The following is a 23,550-nucleotide window of genomic DNA, read 5'->3' as shown; positions in this document are numbered from 1 at the left end:
CAACGAAAATGTAAAAAAAGTGATGTTCTATATCCAATTCGCACGGAACAAGCTCTTAAAAACCTATAGTAACCTTATCTTTAAGTCATAATCAAATAAAAATGGGAAAACTAAAAACTTTGGTGGTAGGTTGTGGCAATATGGGAACTTCCCATGCCCGGGCTTATTACAAATTGGAAGGATTTGAAATTGTAGGATTGGTCAGTCGTGGTGAAAAAAGTAGGGAGCAACTTTCCGAGGAACTCGGAGGCGTTGCCACTTTTTCAGATTATGCACAGGCTTTGGAAATTACCCAACCGGATGTGGTTTCTATCAACACCTATCCCGACACTCATTTTGATTATGTAAAAAAGGCCTTGGAGGCAAATGCCCATGTTTTTGTGGAAAAACCGCTCGCCTTAACTGTGGAAGAAGCCCAAACCTTGGTGGATCTATCCGAAAAAATGGGCAAGAAAATGGTGGTGGGCTATATTTTACGGGTACATCCTACTTGGGCCAAGTTTACCGAAATTGCCCAGACTCTGGGAAAACCTTTGGTGATGCGGATGAATTTGAACCAGCAAAGTTCAGGAAGCCATTGGTATACGCACAAACAACTCATGAAATCCATGTCACCTATTGTGGATTGTGGGGTACATTATGTTGATGTCATGTGTTCCATGACACGGTCCAAGCCAGTTAGTGTTTCAGCCATTGGAGCCAGATTATCCAATGAGATCGCTACCGACATGTACAATTATGGGCAGTTACAAGTGCGATTTGAAGACGGTTCTGTTGGTTGGTACGAAGCTGCGTGGGGGCCCATGGTAAGTGAAACGGCTTTTTTCATTAAAGATGTAATGGGGCCAAACGGCTGTGTTTCCATTAGTGATCTTAATAAAGGGGCTTCGGATGATGTTGAAGGACATACCAAGACCGGTAGCTTAAAACTACACCATGGCTCTTTGGACAATGAAGGTAATTTCAGTAAAAAGGACGAAATCATCAGTACTGAAGATGAACCCGACCATGATGGCCTGTGTTTGTTGGAACAAGAGTATTTTCTAAACGCCATTTTGAATAATGTGGACCTAACCCACCACTTGAACGATGCGATCAATAGCCTACAAATTGTTTTGGCCGCAGATGAATCTGTCAGGACAGGAAAGACTGTTGATTTGTAAGAAGTTTGTCAGGTCGAGCGCAGTCGAGACCCAATTATAAAAACTTCATTATGTTTGGTGTCAGGTCGAGCGCAGTCGAGACCTTCATACAATCATGAAATTTTATCACGTATACATTCTTCTTTGTGCCGACGGCCTGACCTACACTGGCATTACTGATGATATAAACCGTAGGTTTAAAGAACATCAAGAAGGTTTGAATAACCGTGCATTTACTTTTCGAAGAAGACCTTTACAACTCATTTTTCAACAAGAATTCAATGATGTATTGCAAGCTATTTATTTTGAAAAGAAAATTAAAAAATGGAGTGCAAAAAAGAAATTGGCTTTGGCAAATGGAAACTTTGATTTAATACAGATATTGGCCGAATGTAGGAATGCATCACACTACAAGTATCATTCTGACCAAGACTGAGGGTCTCGACTGCGCTCGACCTGACAACACAAAGTCAATCTTTATAAACTATTCGCGGGAATTAGTGACATTCGTGTCAAACCCTGTTACCTTTTATACATTAAAGAGATTCTTCGCTACGCTCAGAATGACAAAAGTGAATTGGACCCTTACTACAAAGGAATATTCCCATGCTTCCGTTTTGGAGGATCAACATGTTTTTTCTCCAGCATGGCAAAAGCCTTCAAAAGTTTACGTCTGGTTTCTTGCGGTAGAATGACTTCATCAATAAAACCGCGTCTTGCCGCCCGATACGGATTGGCAAATTTCTCCGCATATTCGGTTTCCTTCTCCTTCAACTTGGCCTCAGGGTCTTCTGCTTCGGCTATTTCGCGTCTAAAAATAATCTCACTCGCACCTTTTGCACCCATCACTGCAATCTCAGCACTGGGCCATGCAAAGTTAAAGTCGGCGCCAATGTGTTTGGAGTTCATCACATCATAAGCTCCGCCATAGGCTTTACGAGTAATCACGGTGACCCTTGGTACGGTAGCTTCGCTTAAGGCATATAGCAACTTGGCCCCATGCATGATGATTCCACTCCACTCCTGATCGGTACCTGGCAAGAACCCTGGCACATCCACCAAAACCAACAAAGGAATGTTGAACGCATCACAGAAACGGGTAAAACGTGCCGCCTTTCTGGAACTTTTCACCCCCAAAACCCCTGCCAAGAACATAGGCTGGTTGGCAATAATCCCGACACTTCTACCTCCCAATCGGGCAAAACCGGTAATGATGTTCTCCGCATAATCTTTATGGATCTCATAAAACGAATCCGAATCGATGATGCCCTTGATCACATCGTGCATATCATAAGGCTTGTTCGGATTATCCGGAACAATGCCACAAAGTTCATCGCGAATTTCATCTCCCAAAACATAAGGTTTCAGTTCGGGGAGTTGGGTATTGTTCTGTGGAAGGTAATCCAGCAATTTTTTAATATCATCCAAACATGCGGCATCGTTAGCAGAAGTCTTGTGCGCCACTCCAGATTTGATGGCATGCGTGCTGGCTCCACCCAATTCCTCCGAAGTCACTTCTTCATTGGTAACTGTTTTTACCACGTTGGGACCGGTCACGAACATATAACTGGTTTCTTCCACCATGATGATAAAATCCGTCATGGCTGGGGAATACACGGCTCCACCAGCACAAGGGCCCATAATGGCAGAAATCTGTGGGATTACACCAGAGGCTTGCACGTTTCGGTAAAAAATATCGGCATAACCGCCCAACGAACGTACCCCTTCCTGAATCCTGGCCCCACCGGAATCATTCAATCCGATAACAGGTGCTCCCACCTTCATAGCCAAATCCATCACCTTACAGATTTTCTCGGCGTGGGTTTCAGAGAGGGCACCACCAAACACGGTAAAATCCTGTGCATACACATAGACCAGTCTTCCGCTTACGGTTCCATATCCGGTCACCACCCCATCGCCATAATAGATTTCTTTGTCCATACCAAAATCCTTGGTACGGTGTGTCACCAAAATGCCCATTTCTTCAAAGGAACCTTCATCCAACAAATAGAGCACCCGTTCCCGAGCGGTCAATTTTTTCTTTTCGTGCTGCTTTTCTATCCTCTTGATGCCACCACCCAAATGGGCCTCGGCAATTTTGTCCTGTAGTGTTTTTATCTTGGAATCCATAGGGTTCAATTTGAAGGTAATCTCACTATATTTTTATCTTCCAAATACTGTTGAAGGGCCACTAACGCAGCAACTTCGGCATGCTTGGAGTTTTCTTCATGAATCTTGTCCGGGGAATAATAATTTTTCACAAAGTGGGTATCAAAATTTCCGGAACGGAAGGCTTCATGGGCAAAAACAAAACTACCGAAGGGCAAAGTTGTCTGTACCCCTTTTACTTTGTAATTGTTGATGGCGTCCAACATCAATTCAATGGCCTCTTCACGGGTCTTGCCATAGGCAATCAACTTGGACAACATGGGATCATAATAGATCGGAATGTCCATACCTTCCTCAAAACCATTGTCTACCCGAACACCTTCACCTGTTGGAAGTTTATACGTTTCCAGATTCCCAACACTGGGCAAAAAGTCATTTAAAGGATCTTCTGCATACACACGGAGTTCCACCGCGTGACCATGAATGGAAAGGCCTTCCTGTTTCATGGGAAGAGCTTCTCCCCTAGCGATCTTGATCTGCAGTTCCACTAAATCCACTCCCGTAATCATTTCGGTAACAGGATGTTCCACCTGCAAACGGGTGTTCATTTCCAAAAAGTAATAGTTGTGGTCGGCATCCATCAAAAACTCCACGGTTCCTGCTCCAATATAGTCACAGGCTTGAGCCACCTTGGTAGCTGCAATGCCCATTTCCTTTCTTTTTTCCGGAGTCAAAATAGAGGATGGCGCTTCTTCCACTACTTTTTGGTGGCGACGTTGCACACTGCATTCCCTTTCAAAAAAATGGAGCACATTCCCGTGGGTATCGGCCATCACCTGCACCTCGATATGCCTTGGGGATTTTACATATTTTTCCACAAAAACGGAACCGTCCCCAAAAGCTGAAGTTGCTTCACTGATGGCACGTTTCATCCCAGATTCCAAGTCTTCTTCGCGCTCCACAATTCGCATACCCTTACCACCACCTCCGGCAGAGGCTTTGATTAAAATAGGATAACCCACTTCCTTGGCAATCTCATGGGCCTTTGCCACATCGGTAATGGCTTCATCAATACCCGGCACCATGGGAATGTTGTAGGCTTTTACGGCTTCCTTGGCTGCCAATTTGCTACCCATCATGCGGATGGCCTTGCTTTTGGGACCGATAAAAGTGATTCCACTCTTTTCAACGGCTTCGGCAAAAGCAGCATTTTCACTCAAGAAACCATATCCTGGGTGGATGCCATCCACTTTGAGTTGTTTGGCCACTTCAATAATCTTGTCGCCTCGCAAATAGGACTGATTGGATGGAGCTTCGCCGATACAAACAGCTTCGTCCGCAAATTGCACATGGGGAGCATTCCTGTCCACGGTGGAATAGACCGCCACAGTTCGGATTCCCATTTTTTTTGCGGTCTTCATCACGCGTACCGCAATTTCGCCACGATTGGCAATCAATATTTTTTTCATGATATCTTATTGAAATTCAATCAACAACTGTTTTTTGTCAACTGCATCTCCCTTCTTGACCGCTATTTTTTTGATGACCCCATTACGAGGCGAGGTAATGATATTTTCCATCTTCATGGCCTCCAAGATCACCAACTGTTCTTCCTCTTTCACCTCTTGTCCTTCACCTACCAAAATATCCAGGATCAATCCGGGCATAGGCGCCTCAATGGAATCGATGTTCTTGTTTGAATTGGTGGCAAACCCCATTTTCTCGATAAGTTCGTCCAACGGAGTACTGATAACAGCCTGATGCTCTCGGCCATTGATGCCAATGGTATAAGTCCCGGCAATAAAATCTGCATTCAAGATTTCGATGTGGTAAGACACGCCATCCTTCAACAGATGATAGGCATTTGTACCTGTTTTAATCAAATCCAAGGAGGAAATTTGGTCTTTGGAAAGTTTAAAGTCAAAGTCGGCATCAACCTTGACCGAATAAGAATTATCCATAAATAGTGTTTCCATAGGTTACCCTGATAAAGATAAGATTAATGAGTAAGAATGTCACAAAGCTAGCACCATTAACTTTGGAAGGTTATGACATCGGTCATCATTTATTTGATAAATGGTAAGTAATTATGTAAAGTTTTAAACCAAGGGCAGATCTAATCAATTGCTTATTTTTGGTACCAAAATTAAAAGTATGCTGATCTTAGGGATTGCCGGGGGCACTGGTTGTGGTAAAACCACCGTGGTCAACCAAATAGTTGACCAACTTCCTAAAAATGAAGTGGGGGTCATATCACAGGATTCCTATTATAACGACCTATCCCATTTGGATCGGCAGGAAAGGGCAAAGATCAATTTTGATCACCCAAATTCCATTGATTTTGACCTGCTCATTGATCATATGGAACAGTTGAGACAAGGGAAGACCATTGAAACCCCCATTTATTCCTTTGTGGAAGAAACTCGGTTGCAGGAGACCATTTCCAACCCACCTCGAAAAGTGATGATCGTGGAAGGTATTTTGGTTCTGAGCAATCCGAAATTGAGGGATATGTTCGATATCAAGATCTTTGTGCATGCCGATTCCGATGAGCGATTGATCAGAAGGTTACAAAGGGACATCAGGGAACGTGGCCATGACCTGGAAAAAGTTTTGACCCGCTATCAAACAGCAGTAAAACCAATGCATGAGCAGTTCATTGAACCGTCAAAGGAGTTTGCGGACATCATCATACCGAACAACCATTACAACACGGTGGCGGTGGATATTGTACGAACCATCATCAACAATAAACTGTCATAGTTATGGGTCTCAAGGAACTCAAACAGAAAAAATGGTTCAAGTGGATGACTAACACGTACATCTTGGTGTTGACCATATTTGTGATCTGGATGGCCTTTTTTGATACCAATTCCCTGTTGATCCATTTGGAACTAAGGGGTGAAATCAAAAAACTGGAAAAGCAGAAGGAGTTTTTAAAAGGAGAAATTGCGAAGGACCAGGAAATTCTGGAAAAGATGTCGGATGAAAAGGAAATAGAAAAGCTGGCCCGGGAAAAATATTACATGAAAAAAGATAAGGAAGAAATCTTTTTGATCGAATACGAAGACAGCATAAAGAACAAACACGATGAGTAACACTGGCCTATTTGACGGTTTTCCTGAAGTTTCCGCCAAACAATGGAAACAAAAGATCCAATACGACCTAAAGGGTGCCGACTATAACGAAGCCTTGGTATGGGAATCGTTGGAAGGAATCAAGGTAAAGCCTTTTTATAACGAAGAGGACGTTGAGGGTATTCCTAGCTTTTCCATTGGTAAGGATCATCCGTGGAACATTGCCCAAACCATCTACGCAGGCGATGCCAAAAAAGCCAATGCCAAGGCTCGTGAAATCCTTCAAAAGGGAGTGGAAAGTTTGATTTTTACCCTTCCAAACGAAGAAATCGATTTTAATGTGCTGCTTTCCGAAATCGATTTAGCCAATGTCTCAATCCATTTTCATTTTGAATTTTTGGCATTGGAGCCGATCCAAAAATTATTGGCCATCACAAAAGGTAGTCAAGCCAACATTCATCTGCATATCGACTTAATCGGTCATCTGGCCAAAGATGGCAACTGGTTCCATAATTTGGAGACCGACCACCAAATATTGGATGGGATTTTTAAACTGACCCAATCTGAAGCAAAAGTATCCGTACTGGGTGTGGACCTATCGCTATTTCAAAATGCTGGGGCCAATATGGTTCAACAATTGGCCTATGGGTTGGCCCACGCCCACGAATACCTGAATCATTTTGCAAATGTCACTTCGAGCGCAGTCGAGAAGACATTTCCCATCACCTTCAAAGTGGCGGTTGGTAGCAACTATTTCTTTGAAATAGCCAAATTGAGGGCTTTGCGATGGCTTTGGAAGACCTTAGCAACGGAATATGGAATTGAAAACGGTTGTCACATTTTGACCGTACCATCCAAGCGCAACAAAACACTGTACGATTACAATGTGAACATGTTACGCACCACTTCGGAATGCATGTCGGCCATTTTGGGAGGAGCGGATACGGTTTGCAACCTTCCTTATGATACTATCTATCACAAAGACAATGCTTTTGGAGAGCGTATCGCCAGAAACCAATTGTTGTTATTGAAGGAAGAAGGATATTTCAACGGTGCAGCTGAAATTTCGGAAGGCACCTATTACATTGAATCGTTGACGAAGCAATTGGCGGAAAAAGCCTTGACACTTTTCAAACACCTAGAAGCATCTGGAGGATTTTTGGACGCCTTGAAAAAAGGGACCATCCAACAAAAAATCAAGGAGAGTGCTGCCAAAGAGCAAGAACTGTTTGACGAAGGCAAGATTATTTCGCTGGGAACCAATAAATATCAAAATCCACAGGATAGAATGAAGGATGACTTAGAGTTATATCCCTTCGTAAAGACCCAACCCAGAAAGACCATCATCGTGCCCATTATTGAAAAGCGATTGGCCGAAACTTCGGAACAAAAAAGATTGGACCATGAGTAGAAAAAATCTTCAAAACCTAGAATTGGCTGTCGGGTCGAGCAGAGTCGAGACACAGAGCCTTGGACACGAAAATTTTGCTGCTGGAATTTCGCCTTTCCTTCGGGGGCCCTACTCCACCATGTATGTGCAACGGCCATGGACCATTCGCCAATATGCCGGATTTTCCACTGCCGAGGAAAGTAATGCCTTCTACCGCAGAAATTTAGCCGCGGGTCAAAAAGGGCTTTCAGTGGCCTTCGATCTGCCCACTCACCGTGGATATGATTCGGACAATGACCGAGTTGTGGGCGATGTGGGAAAAGCCGGAGTAGCTATCGATTCCGTTGAGGATATGAAAATCCTATTTGATGGCATTCCATTGGACGAAATGTCCGTTTCCATGACCATGAACGGTGCCGTTATCCCAATTATGGCTTTTTACATAGTGGCAGCCGAAGAACAGGGTGTGCCCATGGAAAAATTGGCAGGGACCATCCAAAATGACATTCTGAAGGAATTCATGGTGCGGAATACCTACATCTATCCGCCCACTCCGTCCATGCAGATAGTGGCTGATATTTTTGAATTTACCAGCAAAAAGATGCCCAAGTTCAACAGTATCAGTATTTCGGGCTACCACATGCACGAAGCAGGTGCGCCAGCTGCCATGGAACTGGCTTATACACTGGCCGATGGCATTGAATATATTCGAACCGGAATTAAAGCAGGTTTAAAAATTGACGAATTCGCTCCACGACTTTCCTTTTTCTGGGGAATTGGGATGAACCATTTTTCTGAAATTGCCAAAATGAGGGCGGGCCGGATGCTCTGGGCTAAATTGGTGGAACAGTTCCAACCCAAAAGTGACAAATCGCTGATGCTGCGCACCCACAGTCAGACCAGTGGATGGAGTTTAACGGAGCAAGATCCCTTTAACAATGTGGCCAGGACCACCATTGAGGCCATGGCTGCTGCATTTGGAGGAACGCAAAGTCTGCACACCAATGCCTTGGATGAGGCCATTGCCTTACCCACGGATTTTTCGGCTAGGATTGCGCGCAATACACAGATTTACTTGCAGTTAGAAACTCACATTACCAAAACCGTTGATCCATGGGCCGGTAGTCATAAGGTAGAAAAACTGACATACAATATTGCCGAGGAAGCTTGGAAACTGATTCAGGAAGTGGAAAAATTGGGCGGCATGACCAAGGCGATAGAAGCTGGAATCCCCAAAATGCGTATTGAAGAAGCAGCGGCCAAAAAACAGGCCCGAATCGATAGTGGACAAGATGTTATCGTGGGCGTGAACAAATACCAACTGGAAAACGAAGATGATCTTCAGATCTTGGAAGTGGACAATGCCAAAGTGCGCAAACAGCAGATGGCAAGTCTGGACCAGATCAAGTCCAAACGAAATACCGAAGCAGTGGAAGCTGCCTTGGAACGGATTCGCATAGCAGCCAAAAAAGCCACAGAACAGGCCGGAGACCGTGAAAATTTGCTAGCTTTAGCGGTGCAAGCCGCCAAAGAACGTGCTACCCTTGGTGAAATCAGCGATGCCATGGAAAGTGCCTTTGGTAGGTACAAAGCTAAAATTCAATCCTTTACAGGCGTGTATTCCAAAGAAATCAAAAACGATGAAAGTTTTGAAAAAGCCCGAAAAATGGCCGATGAATTTGCGCTTCAGGAAGGGCGAAGACCTCGGATCATGGTGGCCAAAATGGGTCAGGACGGACACGATCGCGGTGCCAAGGTAGTGGCTACTGGGTATGCCGATCTAGGTTTTGATGTAGATATTGGCCCCTTATTCCAAACCCCTGCGGAAGTGGCCAAACAAGCCGTGGAAAATGATGTGCACATTTTGGGCATTTCTTCCTTGGCCGGTGGACACAAAACTCTGGTCCCAGAAGTGGTTCAAGAACTCAAAAAACTTGGTCGGGAAGATGTTATGGTCATCGTTGGTGGCGTAATTCCCAAACAGGATTACAAACACTTATTGGACCATGGAGCAGTGGCTGTTTTTGGACCTGGTACCAAAATTGCGGATGCCGCCATAGAAATCTTGAACATTTTGATGGATTGAACCCTCTTAAATGGCTTATAAATACAACTTTAACTTTCTTTAACGCAGAATAGCGGGTTTATTCACCCACTGTTAACAATTTACATTTTCTAGCATCTTAAATAATCGTATTTTTAGCACCTAACTTACTATGAAATGGGCAAGATTATTGCTATTGCGAACCAAAAGGGCGGTGTGGGAAAAACGACCACTACGGTCAACCTAGCGGCCTCTCTTGGTGTACTGGAAAAGAAAGTTTTATTGATCGATGCCGACCCCCAAGCCAATGCTACATCTGGCTTAGGCATTGATGTGGATTCTGTTGAACAAGGTACCTATCAATTGCTGGAACATACCATGGGCGTGGATGATGTGATCATCTCCACCGATTCTCCCAACGTAGACCTTATCCCCGCACATATCGACTTGGTTGCCATCGAGATAGAACTCGTGGACAAGGACAACAGGGAGTACATGTTGAAGGAAGCCTTAAAAGCCCTTGGAGATCGCTATGATTATGTGCTGATCGATTGTGCACCGTCTTTAGGTCTATTGACATTGAACGCCCTAACCGCTGCCGATTCTGTGATGATCCCGATCCAATGTGAATATTTTGCTTTGGAAGGTTTGGGCAAACTGTTGAATACGGTAAAAAGCGTCCAAAAAATACACAACAACGACCTGGACATCGAAGGGATGCTATTGACGATGTACGATTCAAGGCTACGCTTGTCCAACCAAGTTGTTGAAGAAGTGAAAAAGCACTTCGCGGATATGGTTTTCGATACCATCATCCAAAGAAACGTAAGGCTGAGTGAAGCACCAAGTTATGGGGAAAGCATCATTAAATATGATGCCAGCAGTAAGGGTGCCTCGAATTATCTTAACTTGGCCAACGAAATTTTGAAGAAAAACAAGGAGAAAGTTTAAATGGCGAAAGCAACTAAAAAACAGGCTTTGGGTAGAGGCCTGTCCGCTCTTTTGAAAGACCCCGAGAACGATATTCAATCTGTTTCGGACAAAAATGCGGACAAGGTTATCGGGAATGTAGTGGAATTGGATATCGAATCCATTGAGATGAACCCCTTTCAGCCGCGTTCCAATTTTAACGACGAAGCCCTTGAAGAACTGGCCAGTTCCATCCGTGAATTGGGCATTATTCAGCCCATAACCGTTCGTAAACTCGATTTCAACAAATTTCAGTTGGTTTCGGGTGAACGCAGGTACCGTGCCTCCAAGTTGGTGGGACTTGCTACCATTCCAGCCTACATCCGAATTGCCAACGACCAGGAATCTTTGGAAATGGCCTTGGTCGAGAACATTCAAAGGCAGGACCTTGACCCCATTGAAATTGCGCTTTCCTATCAACGCTTGATCGATGAAATCCAGATTACCCAAGAAAAATTGAGCGATCGGGTAGGTAAAAAGCGTTCTACCATCACCAATTACCTTAGGCTGTTGAAACTGCACCCCATCATTCAAACCGGAATGCGAGATGGATTCATCAGTATGGGTCATGGCAGGGCTTTGATCAACATCGACAAGAAAAAGGACCAAATCGCCATTTACGAAAAAATTGTTTCCGATGGCCTTTCCGTTCGCGATACCGAAAGGATCGTGAAGGATTATAAGGAGCCTTCAGACAATCCTGCGGTAGAAAAAAGCAAGAATGGCAAACCCGCACAAGTGCCCAGTTTCGTCTCCAATGGCATTGATGCCCTAAAAGATTATCTTTCTGCAAAAGTAGATGTCACGACATCCAGCAACGGCAAAGGTAAGATTGTGATTCCCTTCCATTCCGAGGAAGAGTTCAAGCGTATAAAAAAACTATTGACTGGTGAGTAAAAACCTTCTTTTTTGGTTCTTTTCCCTATTGTTCCTTCAAATTGGCTTTTCCCAGGAAAAACAAGAAACCGAGGAAAAAGAACAACCTCAAACCAAAGAAGCGGATTCCTTGTCCCAAGGGTTGAACGGCAAGGGCATTACCTTTGAGGAAGTAAGCAAAAGGGAGAATGTAAATCCCTTGGCTCCAAGTAAGGCGGCCTTTTACTCTGCCATTGTGCCCGGCCTTGGACAGATTTACAACAAACGGTATTGGAAGGCCCCGATTGTGTGGGGTGCCATGGGAACGGCCATTTATGCCTATTCTTACAACAACACCCAATATAGAATGGCCCGGAATGCTTTCAAACGTAGGTTGGCAGGTTTCACGGATGATGAGTTCTACGACATCAACGGTGATGGAAGTGGCCCCGATGTATCGGACGATGCCCTTCAGGAAGCCCAAGAAAGCACCCAACGAGACCGTGACCTTTCCTTGGTAATCACTATTGCACTGTACGCCCTGAACATCATCGATGCCAACGTGGATGCCCATTTGAAACAATACAACGTGGACGATAACCTGTCGTTCGATATTAAACCTTATTTGGATTTGAACCCCCTGACCAACCAACCCAATTACGGGATGGCCCTGGTCGTAAAATTTTAAACTATGAAGATTGGTCTTTTTGGATATGGCAAAATGGGCAAAATGATCGAGCAGATCGCTGTGGATAGAGGCCATACCATTGTAGCCAAGATTGATGCCGGTGCAACGGATATTGATTTTAAGTCCATGGATGTAGCCATCGATTTCAGCACTCCCGATGCAGCTTTTGAAAACATCACCAACTGCTTTAAAAATAGTGTCCCCGTAATCAGCGGAACTACCGGTTGGTTAGCCAACTATGCCGATGCCGTGGAACTGTGCAAACAACATAGCGGAGCATTTATTTATGCATCCAACTTTAGTCTTGGAGTCAATATATTTTTTGAACTCAACGCACATTTGGCAAAAATGATGGCCGGATTGGAGCAATACAAGGTTTCCATGGAAGAAATCCATCATACCCAAAAATTGGATGCGCCAAGTGGTACCGCCATTACCTTAGCCGAGGGAATCATTCAGAACTCCACATATGAAAATTGGAAATTGCATGAAACTGCGGACAAGACCATTACCATAAATTCGGTACGTGAAGGCATGGTAGCTGGTACGCACAGCATTTCTTACGAAAGTGCGGTGGACAAAATTGAAATTAAACACGAGGCACACAACAGGGAAGGTTTTGCACTTGGAGCCGTGATCGCATCCGAATGGATTTATGGCAAGACAGGCGTTTTCACCATGAAGGATGTGTTAAACCTAAGCTAAAAAACGTAACAACCAATTAGACCTTGAGTCTAACTAAGAAACTTTTATATGGACGGAACACAATGGATCATTTTTATCTTGATCATTCAAGTCATCCACTTTTTAGGGACCTGGAAACTGTATGTAAAAGCAGGTAGAAAAGCATGGGAAGCCGCTATTCCGGTTTATAATGGTGTTGTTTTGATGAAAATCATCAATAGACCTTGGTGGTGGGTGTTGTTGCTCTTCATTCCTATCATTAACTTATTGATGTTCCCTGTGGTTTGGGTGGAAACCATCCGAAGCTTTGGCAAGCATTCCCTTTTGGATACCTGGTTGGTCATCCTTACCCTTGGTTTTTACATTTACTACATCAACTATGTTGAAGATGTATCCTATATAGAGGATAGAAGCTTAAAACCACGCACCGGACTTGGAGAATGGGTAAGTTCCATTGTATTTGCCATTGTGGCCGCCACTTTGGTCCACACCTATTTTATTCAACCGTATGTGATTCCTACTGGATCTTTGGAACGCACGTTACGGATTGGCGACTTTTTGTTCGTGAGCAAGTTTCATTACGGGGCCAGGGTTCCCATGACCACATTGGCCGCACCCATGGTACACGATACCCTGCCCGTACTCAAAACCCGCTCCTACTTGGCCGATGTAGATCCCGAGACCTACAAAACATCTTGGATCAACAAATTGCAATTGCCCTACATGCGTTTGCCCGGTTTTGAAAGCGTAAAGAAAAATGATATTGTAGTTTTCAGTTTACCTGCGGATACCTTATATCAATTCTTTAAGGCACAAAAGGCTGTAATGAAGCCGGTTGACAAAAAATCGAACTATGTAAAAAGATGTGTGGGCACCCCCGGCGATTCTTTGCAGGTGATTGATGGTTATGTTTATATCAACGGGGAAAAACTAAAACTTTCCGATAGGGCAAAACCCATGTACGATTACGAAGTTTATGCCCAAAACGGTGTATCTAGTCGCTATTTGGAAGATGTGGACGCAGCGGATTATCTTCGAAAATACATCGCCACCAATGTTAGCGAAAGTCAGATCAATGCCCTTTCCCCATATATTTTGGGAGGAAACCGCACTGCTGACGGTAAAATTGAACTGATTACGAAGGAGAAAGGCATCCCAACAGAGGTGATCCGTCAATTAAGACTTTCATTGACCGAAGAAAAACCTAGGGTACGCGTGGCCAATATGACAGATGAAATGGTAGCCCAACTTCGTGCAAATTCGGCCATTGATTCCGTGGTAAAGACCGAGGAACCCAAAGGTGAATACGGCGGAGCTTTCCCACAAAAACCAAATCTGTATCCTTGGAACAACGATTACTTTGGCCCCATCTATATTCCACAAGCAGGTGCAACGGTTGCCATCAATGCCAAGACCATTCCCCTGTACAAAAAAATCATCCGTGATTACGAACACAATGATGTAAAAATCACAGGGAACACCGTTTACATCAATGGACAAGAGGCGGATTCCTATACCTTTAAGCAAGATTACTATTGGATGATGGGTGACAACCGCGATCATTCCGAGGATAGTCGCACTTGGGGATATGTTCCCGCCGATCACATTGTGGGCAAGCCTGTATTCCTCTGGATGAGTTTCGACAATTTCCAACAAGGCATAGCCAGTTGGAGACCGCGCTGGGACCGAGTTTTCACCACCGTAGGCGGAAGCGGGGAGCCCGTATCTTATCGATGGTATTTTGTGGCCGCAATTGCAGCTTGGTTTGTTTTTGATTTCTTCCGGAAACGTAAAAAGAAGCAAAACGGTTAAATTCGTTGATTTGACTATTTGATATGTACACCTACTCTTTTGAAAAACTGGACGTTTGGAACGAAGCCAAAGATTTTACAAAAGAAATTTATACGGTTGCCTCAAAATTTCCGGATAACGAAAAATTTGGTATAACCTCGCAAATGAGGAGGGCTTCCGTGTCAATTTGTTCTAATATTGCCGAAGGTTCAGCAAGAAGGTCAAATAAGGAAAAAGCTCATTTTACAACAATTTCGTTTGGTTCGGCCGTTGAAGTGCTCAACCAATTGATTTTAGCGGTTGAATTGGGGTTCATCACCCATGAAAACTATCAAAAATTAAGGGCCAGTTTAGAAAGTATAACAAATAAACTCAATGCCCTAAGAAACCATCAAGTCAAATAGTCCATTAAAGATTCAACTATCAAATCCACAGATAAACACATATTACTACATCCCACCTATTTCCCAAATATTGCCACTTTTGCGGCTTTGGTTCAGAATGAAGTGGTTTGGGAGGTAAAGGACAATTTCCAGAAGCAGACCTATCGAAATCGTTGTTATATCTGTACCGACAAAGGCAGGCATATGCTCAATATTCCCATTAAACACGTTGGAGGTGATGAAGGCAGACAAAAGTATGCCGATGTAGAAATGGAAAATAGCTATCCATGGAAAAAACAACATTGGCGTACCTTGGAAACCGCGTACCGCACCTCTCCTTTTTTTGAGTTTTACGAGGATGATATCAGGCCGTTGTTTGAAGGAAATGACACCTTTCTACTCGACTTTAATTTGAAAGCGATTAAAGCGGTCGGAAATTGTTTAGGTGTAGCGTTCGGTGATGAAAAGACCAAAATATTTGAATTGAAACCAAGTAATGGATTCGATGCGCGTTTTTTAGCTGAGGCAAAAAAAGAAAGGGAAATGGATCTGGAACCTTATCCACAGGTATTTGAAGATCGACATGGATTTCTTCCCAATCTGAGCATTTTGGATCTCCTTTTTAATGAAGGCACCAATGCTTTGGACTACCTAAAGTCACAACCTTTGGATTTTTAAAATGGCAAGGCATCTCATCCATTATGGTATTCATTTTTTAGTGCCAGTCCTTATTGCTTTTTACTTTTTCAAGGATAACCGAATACGAGTATTGTTGATTTTGTGGGCCGGTATTCTTATTGATGTGGATCATTTGTGGGCCAACCCATTGTTTGACCCCAACCGCTGTAGTATCGGTTTTCATCCCTTACATAGCTATTGGGCCATATTGGGATATGGAATTCTCCCATGGTTCAAAGCTACCCGTTTGATTGGTCTTGCTTTGCTCATCCACATTTTTGCGGATATGACGGATTGTTTATTAATCTGAACTTAATCGGAGGGTTGCCATGACCGGAAAATGGTCGGAAAGTTTTTGGTTGAAATTTTGATGGGAAAGCACCTCAAATTCGGGGTCGGATAGAATGTAATCAATTCGTATCGGGAATTTCAACAGATCATACGTCCTGCCAAAACCTTTCCCTTTTTCAAAATAGGAATCGTTCATATCCCCTTTTATAATCTGATATACGTTTGAATATTGGGTATTATTGAAGTCGCCCACCACTATTCTTTTATAATGGGTCTGCTCCATATTTTTTCTAATGAGATTGGCCTGTTCGTATTGTTTGAGCATCACCTTCTTAGATCTGGCAAACAATTTGGAAGATTCCTCGTTTTTAATTGTAGTTAACCCAGGTATAATTCTAAATGACTGAAGATGAATGTTGTACACTCTTACAGTGTCTTTTAGGAATAAAATATCGGCATAAATGGCATTATTGGCGCTCCCCGGAAAACTAATAGAGTCTATATTAATAATTGGATACTTGGAATAAATGGATTGAATCACCTTTCCCCTATGCTTACCATAAATAAAATCAACAAATTTATATTTGTACTGGCCTAAAGCATTATTTGCCTTCATGCCATAAAACGTTTCCTGAAAACATACAATATCAGGATCTTTTTGGGTTACAAAATTGTAAATGAGACTATCTACATTTTCAATATCCATTTGTCTTAGATCATTAAAACTTCTAGCATTAAACGACATAATGGAAAGAGCCCCATCTCCCTTTGGATTTGCTTGTGGCCCGTTGGAAAACTTATAAAAAGAACCTAAAAATAAGTACCAAAGAATCAGCAAGAACGCAGACAGTAAAAAGTTTCTTTTTCTTCGCAATAACCAATACAAGACAAAAATGGCATTGACCAGTACCGATATGGGTACAACTAAGCTCAAAACTGAAAGTGAGGAAATGTATTTGGTGGGCACATAGGGCACCAACAATGAAATGGCCAACACCAAGGCGAACAAGGTGTTCAGCAAAAAGATGATCTTATCAAAAAAAGAGAGGTTCTTCACAAATCAATCTTCCTTACCGGCTTTAAATAAAAAATCCTTTTCTTCCTTGGACAGGCTTTCGTAACCAGACTTACTGATTTTGTCCAAAATAGCATCTATTTTTTTCTGCCTTGCTTGCCTATCATAATCCGCTTGACTATTGGCAGCTGTGTTCTTTTTATAGACCGTTTTCATGGGAGCTTTTTTCTCCCTGGGTTTAAAAAGATCGGCAATGGCATCCCTCAATTTGGTGAATCCTGATCCTATATCATTCCCTTTAAAAAGCTGACGGGCATATAGATATCCAAGGAAAGCACCTCCCAAATGCGCCAATCTACCACCAATATTACCGCCGTAGGGAATTTGGATCAAATCCATCAACACAAAAAATGCCCCAACATACCATAATTTGATATTGAAGAAAAATACCCTTACTTCTTGATTTGGAATGTAGGTACACACAAATATCAGTACCGCAGTTACACCGGCCGAAGCGCCTATCAATGCCGTGTTGGTGTGCAACAAAGTCGGAAAAACATTATAGCTCAACAAAAAAACCAATCCACCTATAATGACCCCCAAGAAATATACATTGATGAATTTTTTGGCATCAAATAGGTTGAGGAAGATGCGGCCCGCAAAATAGAGCATGATCATGTTCCAAAAAATATGCGCGAACCCGGCATGAAAAAAGGAATAGGTGACCAAGGACCATGGCTGCCCAATAAACTCCAAAAAATCTTTGGGCAATTGAAACCAAACTGAAAGAGAGTGTCCCATCAAGGCTTTGGAGAGTCCATCCAGCAGAAAAACCAACACATTGAGTGCAATCAACTTTTCTGCAATGTTCAGCCTAGCTATTTGGTATTGAATTCCTCCGTTCGACATAGATTAATTCCAACGGTTATTGTTGAACTGGTTCTTTTTCCAGTACCACATCATGATAAATCCGATCAACGCGCCCCCGATATGGGCAAAATGTGCCACTCCTGTATTTACGCCGCTAATGCCAAAAATCAAATCGCCCGCAATCAAAATGGGGACAAAATACTTGGCCTTAATGGGCACCGGTAAAAAGATGAGCATTAGTTTTGCCTCGGAATACATAAAGGCAAAGGCCACCAAAATACCATAAATAGCTCCTGAAGCTCCTACTGCTGGGGTATTAAACGCCGTCAACATATTATCTATGGTAGCTTTTGAGGCGATGTCGTACCAACCTGGACTATACTGTCCATTGGCCAAAATATCCAAAATCTGTGTTTTGGCCATGCCAGCCCCTTCCAATGCATTGATTCCTTCAGTGAAAAGGAAATAATTGACGCCAGTATGCAAAGCTGCAGAACCCAATCCTGCCGAAAAATAGAAGAAAAGGAACTTGTTCCTGCCCCAAATTTGTTCCAATGGTGTACCAAAGGCCCAAAGTGCATACATGTTAAAAACTATATGCATAAGGTTCCCGTGCATGAACATGTGTGTGACTACCTGCCACCACTCAAAATTGGAGTTCTTGGGAAACCAAAGCGACATCCATTGGTACATCTGGTCCCCATATAATTGTGTGGCAAAAAACATAATCACATTAATGATCAACAAATGTTTTACTGCCTCTGTCATTCTACCCATCTAGCTGAATTTTTTATCAATATCTCCTTCGGAGATTATGGTATACGTTACTTTTTGAAACGGACTCAATGAAGGCTCCTTGCACGCGAACAAATTGTTCACCAAGGCCAATTGTGACTCTTGGTCCAACACATCGCCTGTTTTAATGGCCAAATTTTTAGATAGTGCCTTGGCCAACATTTCTGCCTGCGAGAGCGACCCGCTATCAAATCCTTCCATATAATCTGCAATCAGGCGGTCCAATACCGTGCCAATCCCGCTTTCCGGGACCATCAGCGGCACTCCTGTCACTTTTACAGTCTCGTGCTCCAAACTTTCAAAGGCAAATCCAATATTTGTCAGGCTTTCCTTGATTTCGTTCAAAACCGTCAATTCGTTTTTGCTAAAGGTCAATTCCAAGGGAAAAAGCAACTGTTGGCTCACCCCTTCCTTTACGGTGATCTCCCCTAAAAATTTTTCGAATAGAATACGTTCATGGGCCCTATTCTGATGGATAACCAATAAACCGGATCGCACAGTGCTCATCACATATTTTCTGCGCAATTGAAATGTTGCGGCCAAGTGCTCCTCCACTTCCCCATCTGCATACAGACTACCTTGCACCTCACTTTCGGATTCGATCACCACACTACTGAATTCCTCAACATCAATGTCCCGGTCCAATCCTTCGAACATACTCTCCCAACCTTTTGCACTGGTCTTTTGAAAGGAACTGCCCATAGCCCTTCCTCCTGTTTTCTCAATAAAAGGATTGAAGGATGCATCCACCGTTACCTTTGGTAAAATGGCGTCCCTTTCTTTATAGGCATAAGGTGTATCCAAATTGGGATCGTGGTCAAAATCCAGAATGGGCGCCACGTTGAATTGTCCCAAACTGTGTTTTATCGTGGAACGCAAAATGGCATACAAGGTGTTTTCATCATCAAATTTCACTTCCGTTTTAGTAGGGTGAATGTTGATATCGATGGATGAAGGATCCACTTCCAAATACAGAAAATACCCAGGGAACATATCCGCTTTGATAAGTCCTTCAAAAGCGGCCGCCACAGCATGATGCAGGTAAGGACTCTTGATGAATCGGTCGTTGGCAAAGAAAAACTGCTCACCCCTGCTCTTTTTGGAGAATTCGGGTTTGCAAACGAAGCCTGAAATCTTCACTACCTCGGTTTCTTCGTTTACGGGCACCAATCGGTCCTCCATCCGGTTGCCAAAAATATGGGCAATTCGCTGGCGATGTTTTGCTTTGGGCAGATTGAAAATTTCCGACCCATTGTTGTAAAAATGAAATTCGATATTGGGATGTACCAAGGCCACGCGATGGAACTCATCGGTGATATGCCTTAGTTCCACTTGGTGCGACTTTAAAAAATTTCTTCTTGCTGGTATGTTGAAAAACAGGTTTTTCACAGAAATAGAGGTACCCTTCGGGGTGGCCACCACTTCTTGGGAAACGATCTTACTGCCTTCGATCTTGATCTGCACGCCTACCTCACTGTCCTCTTTTCTGGTTTGCATGTCCACATGGGCAATAGCGGCTATGGAAGCCAAGGCCTCACCGCGGAATCCTTTGGTATGCAAATTGAAAAGATCTTGGGCGGAAGTGATCTTGGAAGTAGCATGGCGCTCAAATGACAATCGGGCATCGGTCTCGCTCATTCCCATACCGTCATCCACAACCTGTATCAACGTCTTACCACCATCCTTGATGATCAACTTAATGGTACTGGCACCGGCATCAATGGCATTTTCCATCAACTCCTTCACTACGGAAGCAGGACGTTGAACCACCTCCCCTGCCGCAATCTGATTGGCAACATGGTCCGGTAAAAGTTTAATGATGTCCGCCATTAGGAAGTCCAGAATATCGATAAATCGAAGTCTATGATGATGAGGAACAATAAGACCAAGATGGCCACTATCACAAGAAGTCGAAGTTTCAAATTCTTGTCCCCTTCATTTTTCAGGTCATCCAAGGCAGAGCTGAATTTGTTCTTCAGCCCGCGATTGGTTTGTACCGTACTTCGGAATTTATCCAGTTTGTGTTCTATCTTATAAGGATTACCCTCCCCCTTGTAGTATCGCGGTGCATACTCAAAGCTCCTATTTTTCCTAAGTTTCAGGGGGTTTCGCATGATATCCTTTTCCTATAAGCCCAAAGGTACTCAAAATAGAAAAAAGGGCTCGGAGACCCTTCCTAAAAAATGTTAACAACCGAACCGCGGATTTTTGGATTGTAAGATTACTGGATTGTTGGTTTTCAGGAAAAACAGAATCCTTTAGTTTGAACTTGATTCTTGAACTTGAACTTGATTCTTGAACTTGAACTTACTCTTATTTCCCCAATACCGCCATCTGAATGGCCGCTATTGCTGCTTCGGTTCCTTTGTTACCGTGTTTGCCGCCGCTCCTGTCCAAGGACTGTTGCATATTATCGTCGGTAAGCACACAAAAGATGACCGGGACATCGTAAGCAACATTCAAGTCCTTGATGCCTTGGGCTGTTGCACTACAGACAAAATCGAAATGGCTAGTTTCCCCCCTGATCACACTTCCAATGGCGATAACGGCATCCACCTTTTGGGTGTTGATCATTTTTTTGCTGCCAAAGGTTAGCTCAAAGCTACCGGGCACGTTCCAACGAATAATATTCATTGGCAATGCCCCGCAATCCAGAAGGGCCTCTTGGGCACCTTGGAAAAGGGCTTCGGTAATCTGTCCGTTCCATTCCGAAACAACAATCCCAAACCGAAGATCCTTCGCGTTTGGGATTTTATTTTTATCGTAAACGGATAAGTTTTTGTTCTCTGTGGCCATGTTTTAGTTTTGGGCCATCCCGATCAAGGCATCGATACCGATTCCTTCTTGGGAGTCAGGATATTTTTCTTTGATCTGTTCAAAATAACCCAAAGCCTTTTCCTTTTGTCCAAGTTCAATGGCAACCACTCCAGCTTTGTACAAAAACCTAGGGGTCGTGAATTCATTTTCACTATGGGCAATAGCTTTTTGATAGAAATCCAAGGCATCTTCAGGCTGGTTCAATTGGGAAAAAGCATCCCCGATACCTCCTTTTGCCATGGCACCCATGATATCGTCATCAGATGAAAAGCTTTCCAATTGGGAGATGGCATCTTGGTATTGCTGAAGGTTCAAATAGGTCATCCCTGCAGAATATTTGGCAAGGTTGGCAGCTTTTGTCCCGCTGTATTCCTCAATAATGTCCAAGAAACCATATTTACCTTCGGCCCCGTTCAAGGCCAAGGTGAACAAAGAATCCCTTTCGGTTTCGCTGTTCAAGGCTTGGTCAAAATATTGTTGTGGATAAAAAAGTTCGTTGGCGGCTGTTGCCTCCTTTGGTTTTTGGATGAACTGATGGTAACCCAAATAGGCCAAAACCCCGATGGCAACGGCTCCAATAACGCCCAAAATATAATTTTGGTTCTTTTGTACCCATGCTTCGGTGCGCGATGCACTTTCATCCAACGTGTGGAATACTTCCGCTGTTGTGCTTTCGTGATCGTCTAATTGAGCTTCCTCTTCCTTAGTTTGTGGTTTGAAGCCTCTCTTCTTGTATGTTGCCATCCGTCATAAAATTGGTCGCGCAAAAATAAAGTTTTTATCCAAAACCAAAAGGTAATTTATTCGTTATTTTTGGAATCGCAAATTTGGGTACCAACCTGCGTAAACCCCAATGTTTCTCAAAAGCCGTATGTTTTTAAGACATTTATCTTTAGTCAATTACAAAAATTTTGATTCCAAGGACCTGGAATTCGACCCGGTGATCAATTGTTTGGTTGGCGGTAACGGCGTTGGCAAGACGAACATTCTGGATGCCATTTACCACCTTTGTTTTGGTAAAAGTTATTTTAATCCGGTCTCCACCCAAAACATTAAACATGACACTGAATTTTTTGTGGTGGATGGGGAATTTGAGAAGGAAGGCAGGAGCGAAAAGATCATCTGCAGTTTTAAAAAAGGAACCAAAAAAGTGATCAAACGCAACGGCAAACCGTATGAAAAGTTTTCGGAACACATCGGTTTTTTGCCCCTTGTGATCATTTCACCGGCGGACCGCGATTTGATCCTGGAAGGAAGCGACACCCGAAGAAAATTCATGGACGGGGTTATTTCACAATCGGACAAGACCTATCTCAACAACTTGATCAAGTACAATAAGGTGTTGACGCAGAGGAACTCCCTTTTAAAATACTTTGTAGCCAACCATACTTTTGAACGAGGTACCCTCTCCATCTATAACGAACAATTGCATGCCTTGGGAACCGCAATACATAAAAAACGGGTGGAATTCATTTCCGCTTTCGTGCCTATTTTCAAGGAACAGTACCAATACATTTCGGATAAGGAAGAGCAAATCATGTTGTCGTATGAAAGTCAACTTGATGAAGGAAGTCTGCTTAATCTTCTGGAAGCGAACATCGACAAGGACAGGGCACTGCAATATACCTCAGTGGGCATTCACAAAGACGACCTCAACTTTACCATTGCCGAACATCCCATCAAAAAATTTGGAAGTCAGGGGCAGCAGAAATCCTTCCTGATTGCCTTGAAATTGGCCCAGTTCCATTTTATAAAGGAACAGGCCAGCACCACGCCCATTCTTTTACTGGATGATATTTTTGACAAGTTGGATGAGAGTAGGGTCTCCCATATTGTGGGATTGGTGAAGAATGACAATTTTGGTCAGATCTTTATCAGCGACACCCATGCGGAACGCACCGAAAATGTGGTGAAAAATATTCATCAGAGCTATAAAATCTTTACCTTGTAGT

The 23,550-nt window shown here is 43.2% G+C and carries 25 protein-coding genes; 15 read left to right on the top strand and 10 right to left on the bottom strand.

The window, feature by feature from the left end; genetic code table 11:
• The first annotated feature begins 101 nt into the window (after positions 1-101).
• Positions 102-1,163: a Gfo/Idh/MocA family protein gene (locus tag LKX84_RS02435; RefSeq protein WP_228235527.1), complete on the top strand. Its 1,062-nt coding sequence runs from the start codon at positions 102-104 to the stop codon at positions 1,161-1,163.
• A gap of 94 nt (positions 1,164-1,257) precedes the next feature.
• Positions 1,258-1,578: a GIY-YIG nuclease family protein gene (locus tag LKX84_RS02430; RefSeq protein ID WP_228235526.1), complete on the top strand. Its 321-nt coding sequence runs from the start codon at positions 1,258-1,260 to the stop codon at positions 1,576-1,578.
• Positions 1,579-1,730: 152 nt separating this feature from the next.
• On the opposite strand, the gene LKX84_RS02425 is transcribed toward LKX84_RS02430, so the two are convergent.
• The 3 genes from LKX84_RS02425 to LKX84_RS02415 are packed head-to-tail and all read right to left on the bottom strand — an operon-like array spanning position 1,731 to position 5,227.
• Positions 1,731-3,272 (bottom strand): acyl-CoA carboxylase subunit beta, encoded by a 1,542-nt coding sequence (locus tag LKX84_RS02425; RefSeq protein WP_228235525.1) that lies wholly within the window; start codon positions 3,270-3,272, stop codon positions 1,731-1,733.
• Positions 3,273-3,277: 5 nt separating this feature from the next.
• Positions 3,278-4,720, bottom strand: a complete 1,443-nt coding sequence (gene accC, locus LKX84_RS02420) for an acetyl-CoA carboxylase biotin carboxylase subunit (protein WP_228235524.1) — start codon at positions 4,718-4,720, stop codon at positions 3,278-3,280.
• 6 nt (positions 4,721-4,726) lie between these two features.
• Complete coding sequence (locus LKX84_RS02415) at positions 4,727-5,227, bottom strand: acetyl-CoA carboxylase biotin carboxyl carrier protein subunit (protein WP_228235523.1); 501 nt, start codon at positions 5,225-5,227, stop codon at positions 4,727-4,729.
• A 178-nt stretch (positions 5,228-5,405) separates the two neighbouring features.
• Here LKX84_RS02415 and udk point away from each other — a divergent pair, with 178 nt between their 5' ends.
• The 12 genes from udk to LKX84_RS02355 all read left to right on the top strand — a co-directional run bounded on the left by udk (position 5,406) and on the right by LKX84_RS02355 (position 16,120).
• The gene (gene udk / locus LKX84_RS02410) at positions 5,406-6,014 is read left to right on the top strand and encodes a uridine kinase (protein WP_228235522.1); all 609 of its coding nucleotides are present in this window, start codon (positions 5,406-5,408) and stop codon (positions 6,012-6,014) included.
• A gap of 2 nt (positions 6,015-6,016) precedes the next feature.
• Positions 6,017-6,349, top strand: coding sequence for an FtsB family cell division protein (locus LKX84_RS02405; RefSeq protein WP_228235521.1), 333 nt, complete (start codon positions 6,017-6,019; stop codon positions 6,347-6,349).
• Positions 6,342-7,739: a methylmalonyl-CoA mutase subunit beta gene (locus LKX84_RS02400; protein WP_228235520.1), complete on the top strand. Its 1,398-nt coding sequence runs from the start codon at positions 6,342-6,344 to the stop codon at positions 7,737-7,739. The genes LKX84_RS02405 and LKX84_RS02400 overlap by 8 nt, the downstream gene beginning before the upstream one ends.
• Positions 7,732-9,804 carry a methylmalonyl-CoA mutase gene (gene scpA / locus LKX84_RS02395; protein WP_228235519.1) on the top strand — a complete coding sequence of 691 codons (2,073 nt, stop codon included), beginning with the start codon at positions 7,732-7,734 and terminating at the stop codon, positions 9,802-9,804. Before LKX84_RS02400 ends, scpA begins: the two co-directional genes overlap by 8 nt.
• Before the next feature lie 135 nt (positions 9,805-9,939).
• Positions 9,940-10,713 carry a ParA family protein gene (locus LKX84_RS02390; RefSeq protein WP_228235518.1) on the top strand — a complete coding sequence of 258 codons (774 nt, stop codon included), beginning with the start codon at positions 9,940-9,942 and terminating at the stop codon, positions 10,711-10,713.
• A complete protein-coding gene (locus tag LKX84_RS02385) occupies positions 10,714-11,628 on the top strand; it encodes a ParB/RepB/Spo0J family partition protein (RefSeq protein ID WP_228235517.1) in 915 nt (304 codons plus the stop codon).
• Complete coding sequence (locus LKX84_RS02380) at positions 11,618-12,274, top strand: DUF5683 domain-containing protein (protein WP_262909075.1); 657 nt, start codon at positions 11,618-11,620, stop codon at positions 12,272-12,274. Before LKX84_RS02385 ends, LKX84_RS02380 begins: the two co-directional genes overlap by 11 nt.
• A gap of 3 nt (positions 12,275-12,277) precedes the next feature.
• Positions 12,278-12,979 (top strand): 4-hydroxy-tetrahydrodipicolinate reductase, encoded by a 702-nt coding sequence (dapB, locus tag LKX84_RS02375; RefSeq protein ID WP_228235515.1) that lies wholly within the window; start codon positions 12,278-12,280, stop codon positions 12,977-12,979.
• A 48-nt stretch (positions 12,980-13,027) separates the two neighbouring features.
• Positions 13,028-14,770, top strand: coding sequence for a signal peptidase I (gene lepB / locus LKX84_RS02370; RefSeq protein ID WP_228235514.1), 1,743 nt, complete (start codon positions 13,028-13,030; stop codon positions 14,768-14,770).
• Between the two features lie 23 nt (positions 14,771-14,793).
• Entirely contained in the window at positions 14,794-15,153 is a 360-nt protein-coding gene (locus tag LKX84_RS02365; RefSeq protein ID WP_228235513.1) for a four helix bundle protein, read from the top strand.
• A 3-nt stretch (positions 15,154-15,156) separates the two neighbouring features.
• Entirely contained in the window at positions 15,157-15,810 is a 654-nt protein-coding gene (locus LKX84_RS02360) for a WbqC family protein (RefSeq protein ID WP_317206456.1), read from the top strand.
• Between the two features lies 1 nt (position 15,811).
• Positions 15,812-16,120: a DUF6122 family protein gene (locus tag LKX84_RS02355; protein ID WP_228235512.1), complete on the top strand. Its 309-nt coding sequence runs from the start codon at positions 15,812-15,814 to the stop codon at positions 16,118-16,120.
• Here LKX84_RS02355 and LKX84_RS02350 read toward each other — a convergent pair.
• The 7 genes from LKX84_RS02350 to LKX84_RS02320 all read right to left on the bottom strand — a co-directional run bounded on the left by LKX84_RS02350 (position 16,112) and on the right by LKX84_RS02320 (position 22,342).
• On the bottom strand, positions 16,112-17,158 hold the full coding sequence (locus tag LKX84_RS02350) for an endonuclease/exonuclease/phosphatase family protein (protein ID WP_228235511.1): 1,047 nt from the start codon (positions 17,156-17,158) through the stop codon (positions 16,112-16,114). The two genes, LKX84_RS02355 and LKX84_RS02350, sit on opposite strands and share 9 nt — an antisense overlap.
• Before the next feature lie 3 nt (positions 17,159-17,161).
• A complete protein-coding gene (locus LKX84_RS02345) occupies positions 17,162-18,025 on the bottom strand; it encodes a rhomboid family protein (protein ID WP_228235510.1) in 864 nt (287 codons plus the stop codon).
• Between the two features lie 3 nt (positions 18,026-18,028).
• A complete protein-coding gene (locus LKX84_RS02340) occupies positions 18,029-18,763 on the bottom strand; it encodes a rhomboid family intramembrane serine protease (RefSeq protein WP_228235509.1) in 735 nt (244 codons plus the stop codon).
• Complete coding sequence (mutL, locus tag LKX84_RS02335) at positions 18,764-20,611, bottom strand: DNA mismatch repair endonuclease MutL (RefSeq protein ID WP_228235508.1); 1,848 nt, start codon at positions 20,609-20,611, stop codon at positions 18,764-18,766.
• Positions 20,611-20,895 (bottom strand): riboflavin synthase subunit beta, encoded by a 285-nt coding sequence (locus LKX84_RS02330; RefSeq protein ID WP_228235507.1) that lies wholly within the window; start codon positions 20,893-20,895, stop codon positions 20,611-20,613. Before LKX84_RS02330 ends, mutL begins: the two co-directional genes overlap by 1 nt.
• Before the next feature lie 199 nt (positions 20,896-21,094).
• On the bottom strand, positions 21,095-21,577 hold the full coding sequence (gene ribH / locus LKX84_RS02325; RefSeq protein WP_228235506.1) for a 6,7-dimethyl-8-ribityllumazine synthase: 483 nt from the start codon (positions 21,575-21,577) through the stop codon (positions 21,095-21,097).
• Between the two features lie 3 nt (positions 21,578-21,580).
• Entirely contained in the window at positions 21,581-22,342 is a 762-nt protein-coding gene (locus tag LKX84_RS02320) for a tetratricopeptide repeat protein (RefSeq protein WP_228235505.1), read from the bottom strand.
• A gap of 127 nt (positions 22,343-22,469) precedes the next feature.
• Between LKX84_RS02320 and recF the strand changes: the two genes are divergently transcribed.
• The gene (gene recF, locus LKX84_RS02315; RefSeq protein ID WP_228235504.1) at positions 22,470-23,549 is read left to right on the top strand and encodes a DNA replication/repair protein RecF; all 1,080 of its coding nucleotides are present in this window, start codon (positions 22,470-22,472) and stop codon (positions 23,547-23,549) included.
• Position 23,550: the final 1 nt, after the last annotated feature.

The sequence above is a fragment of the Allomuricauda sp. M10 genome (assembly GCF_020782875.1).
Classification (GTDB): domain Bacteria; phylum Bacteroidota; class Bacteroidia; order Flavobacteriales; family Flavobacteriaceae; genus Flagellimonas.
The sequence above is the reverse complement of the archived record's forward strand: the minus strand, read 5'-3'. Positions and strand labels throughout refer to the sequence as shown.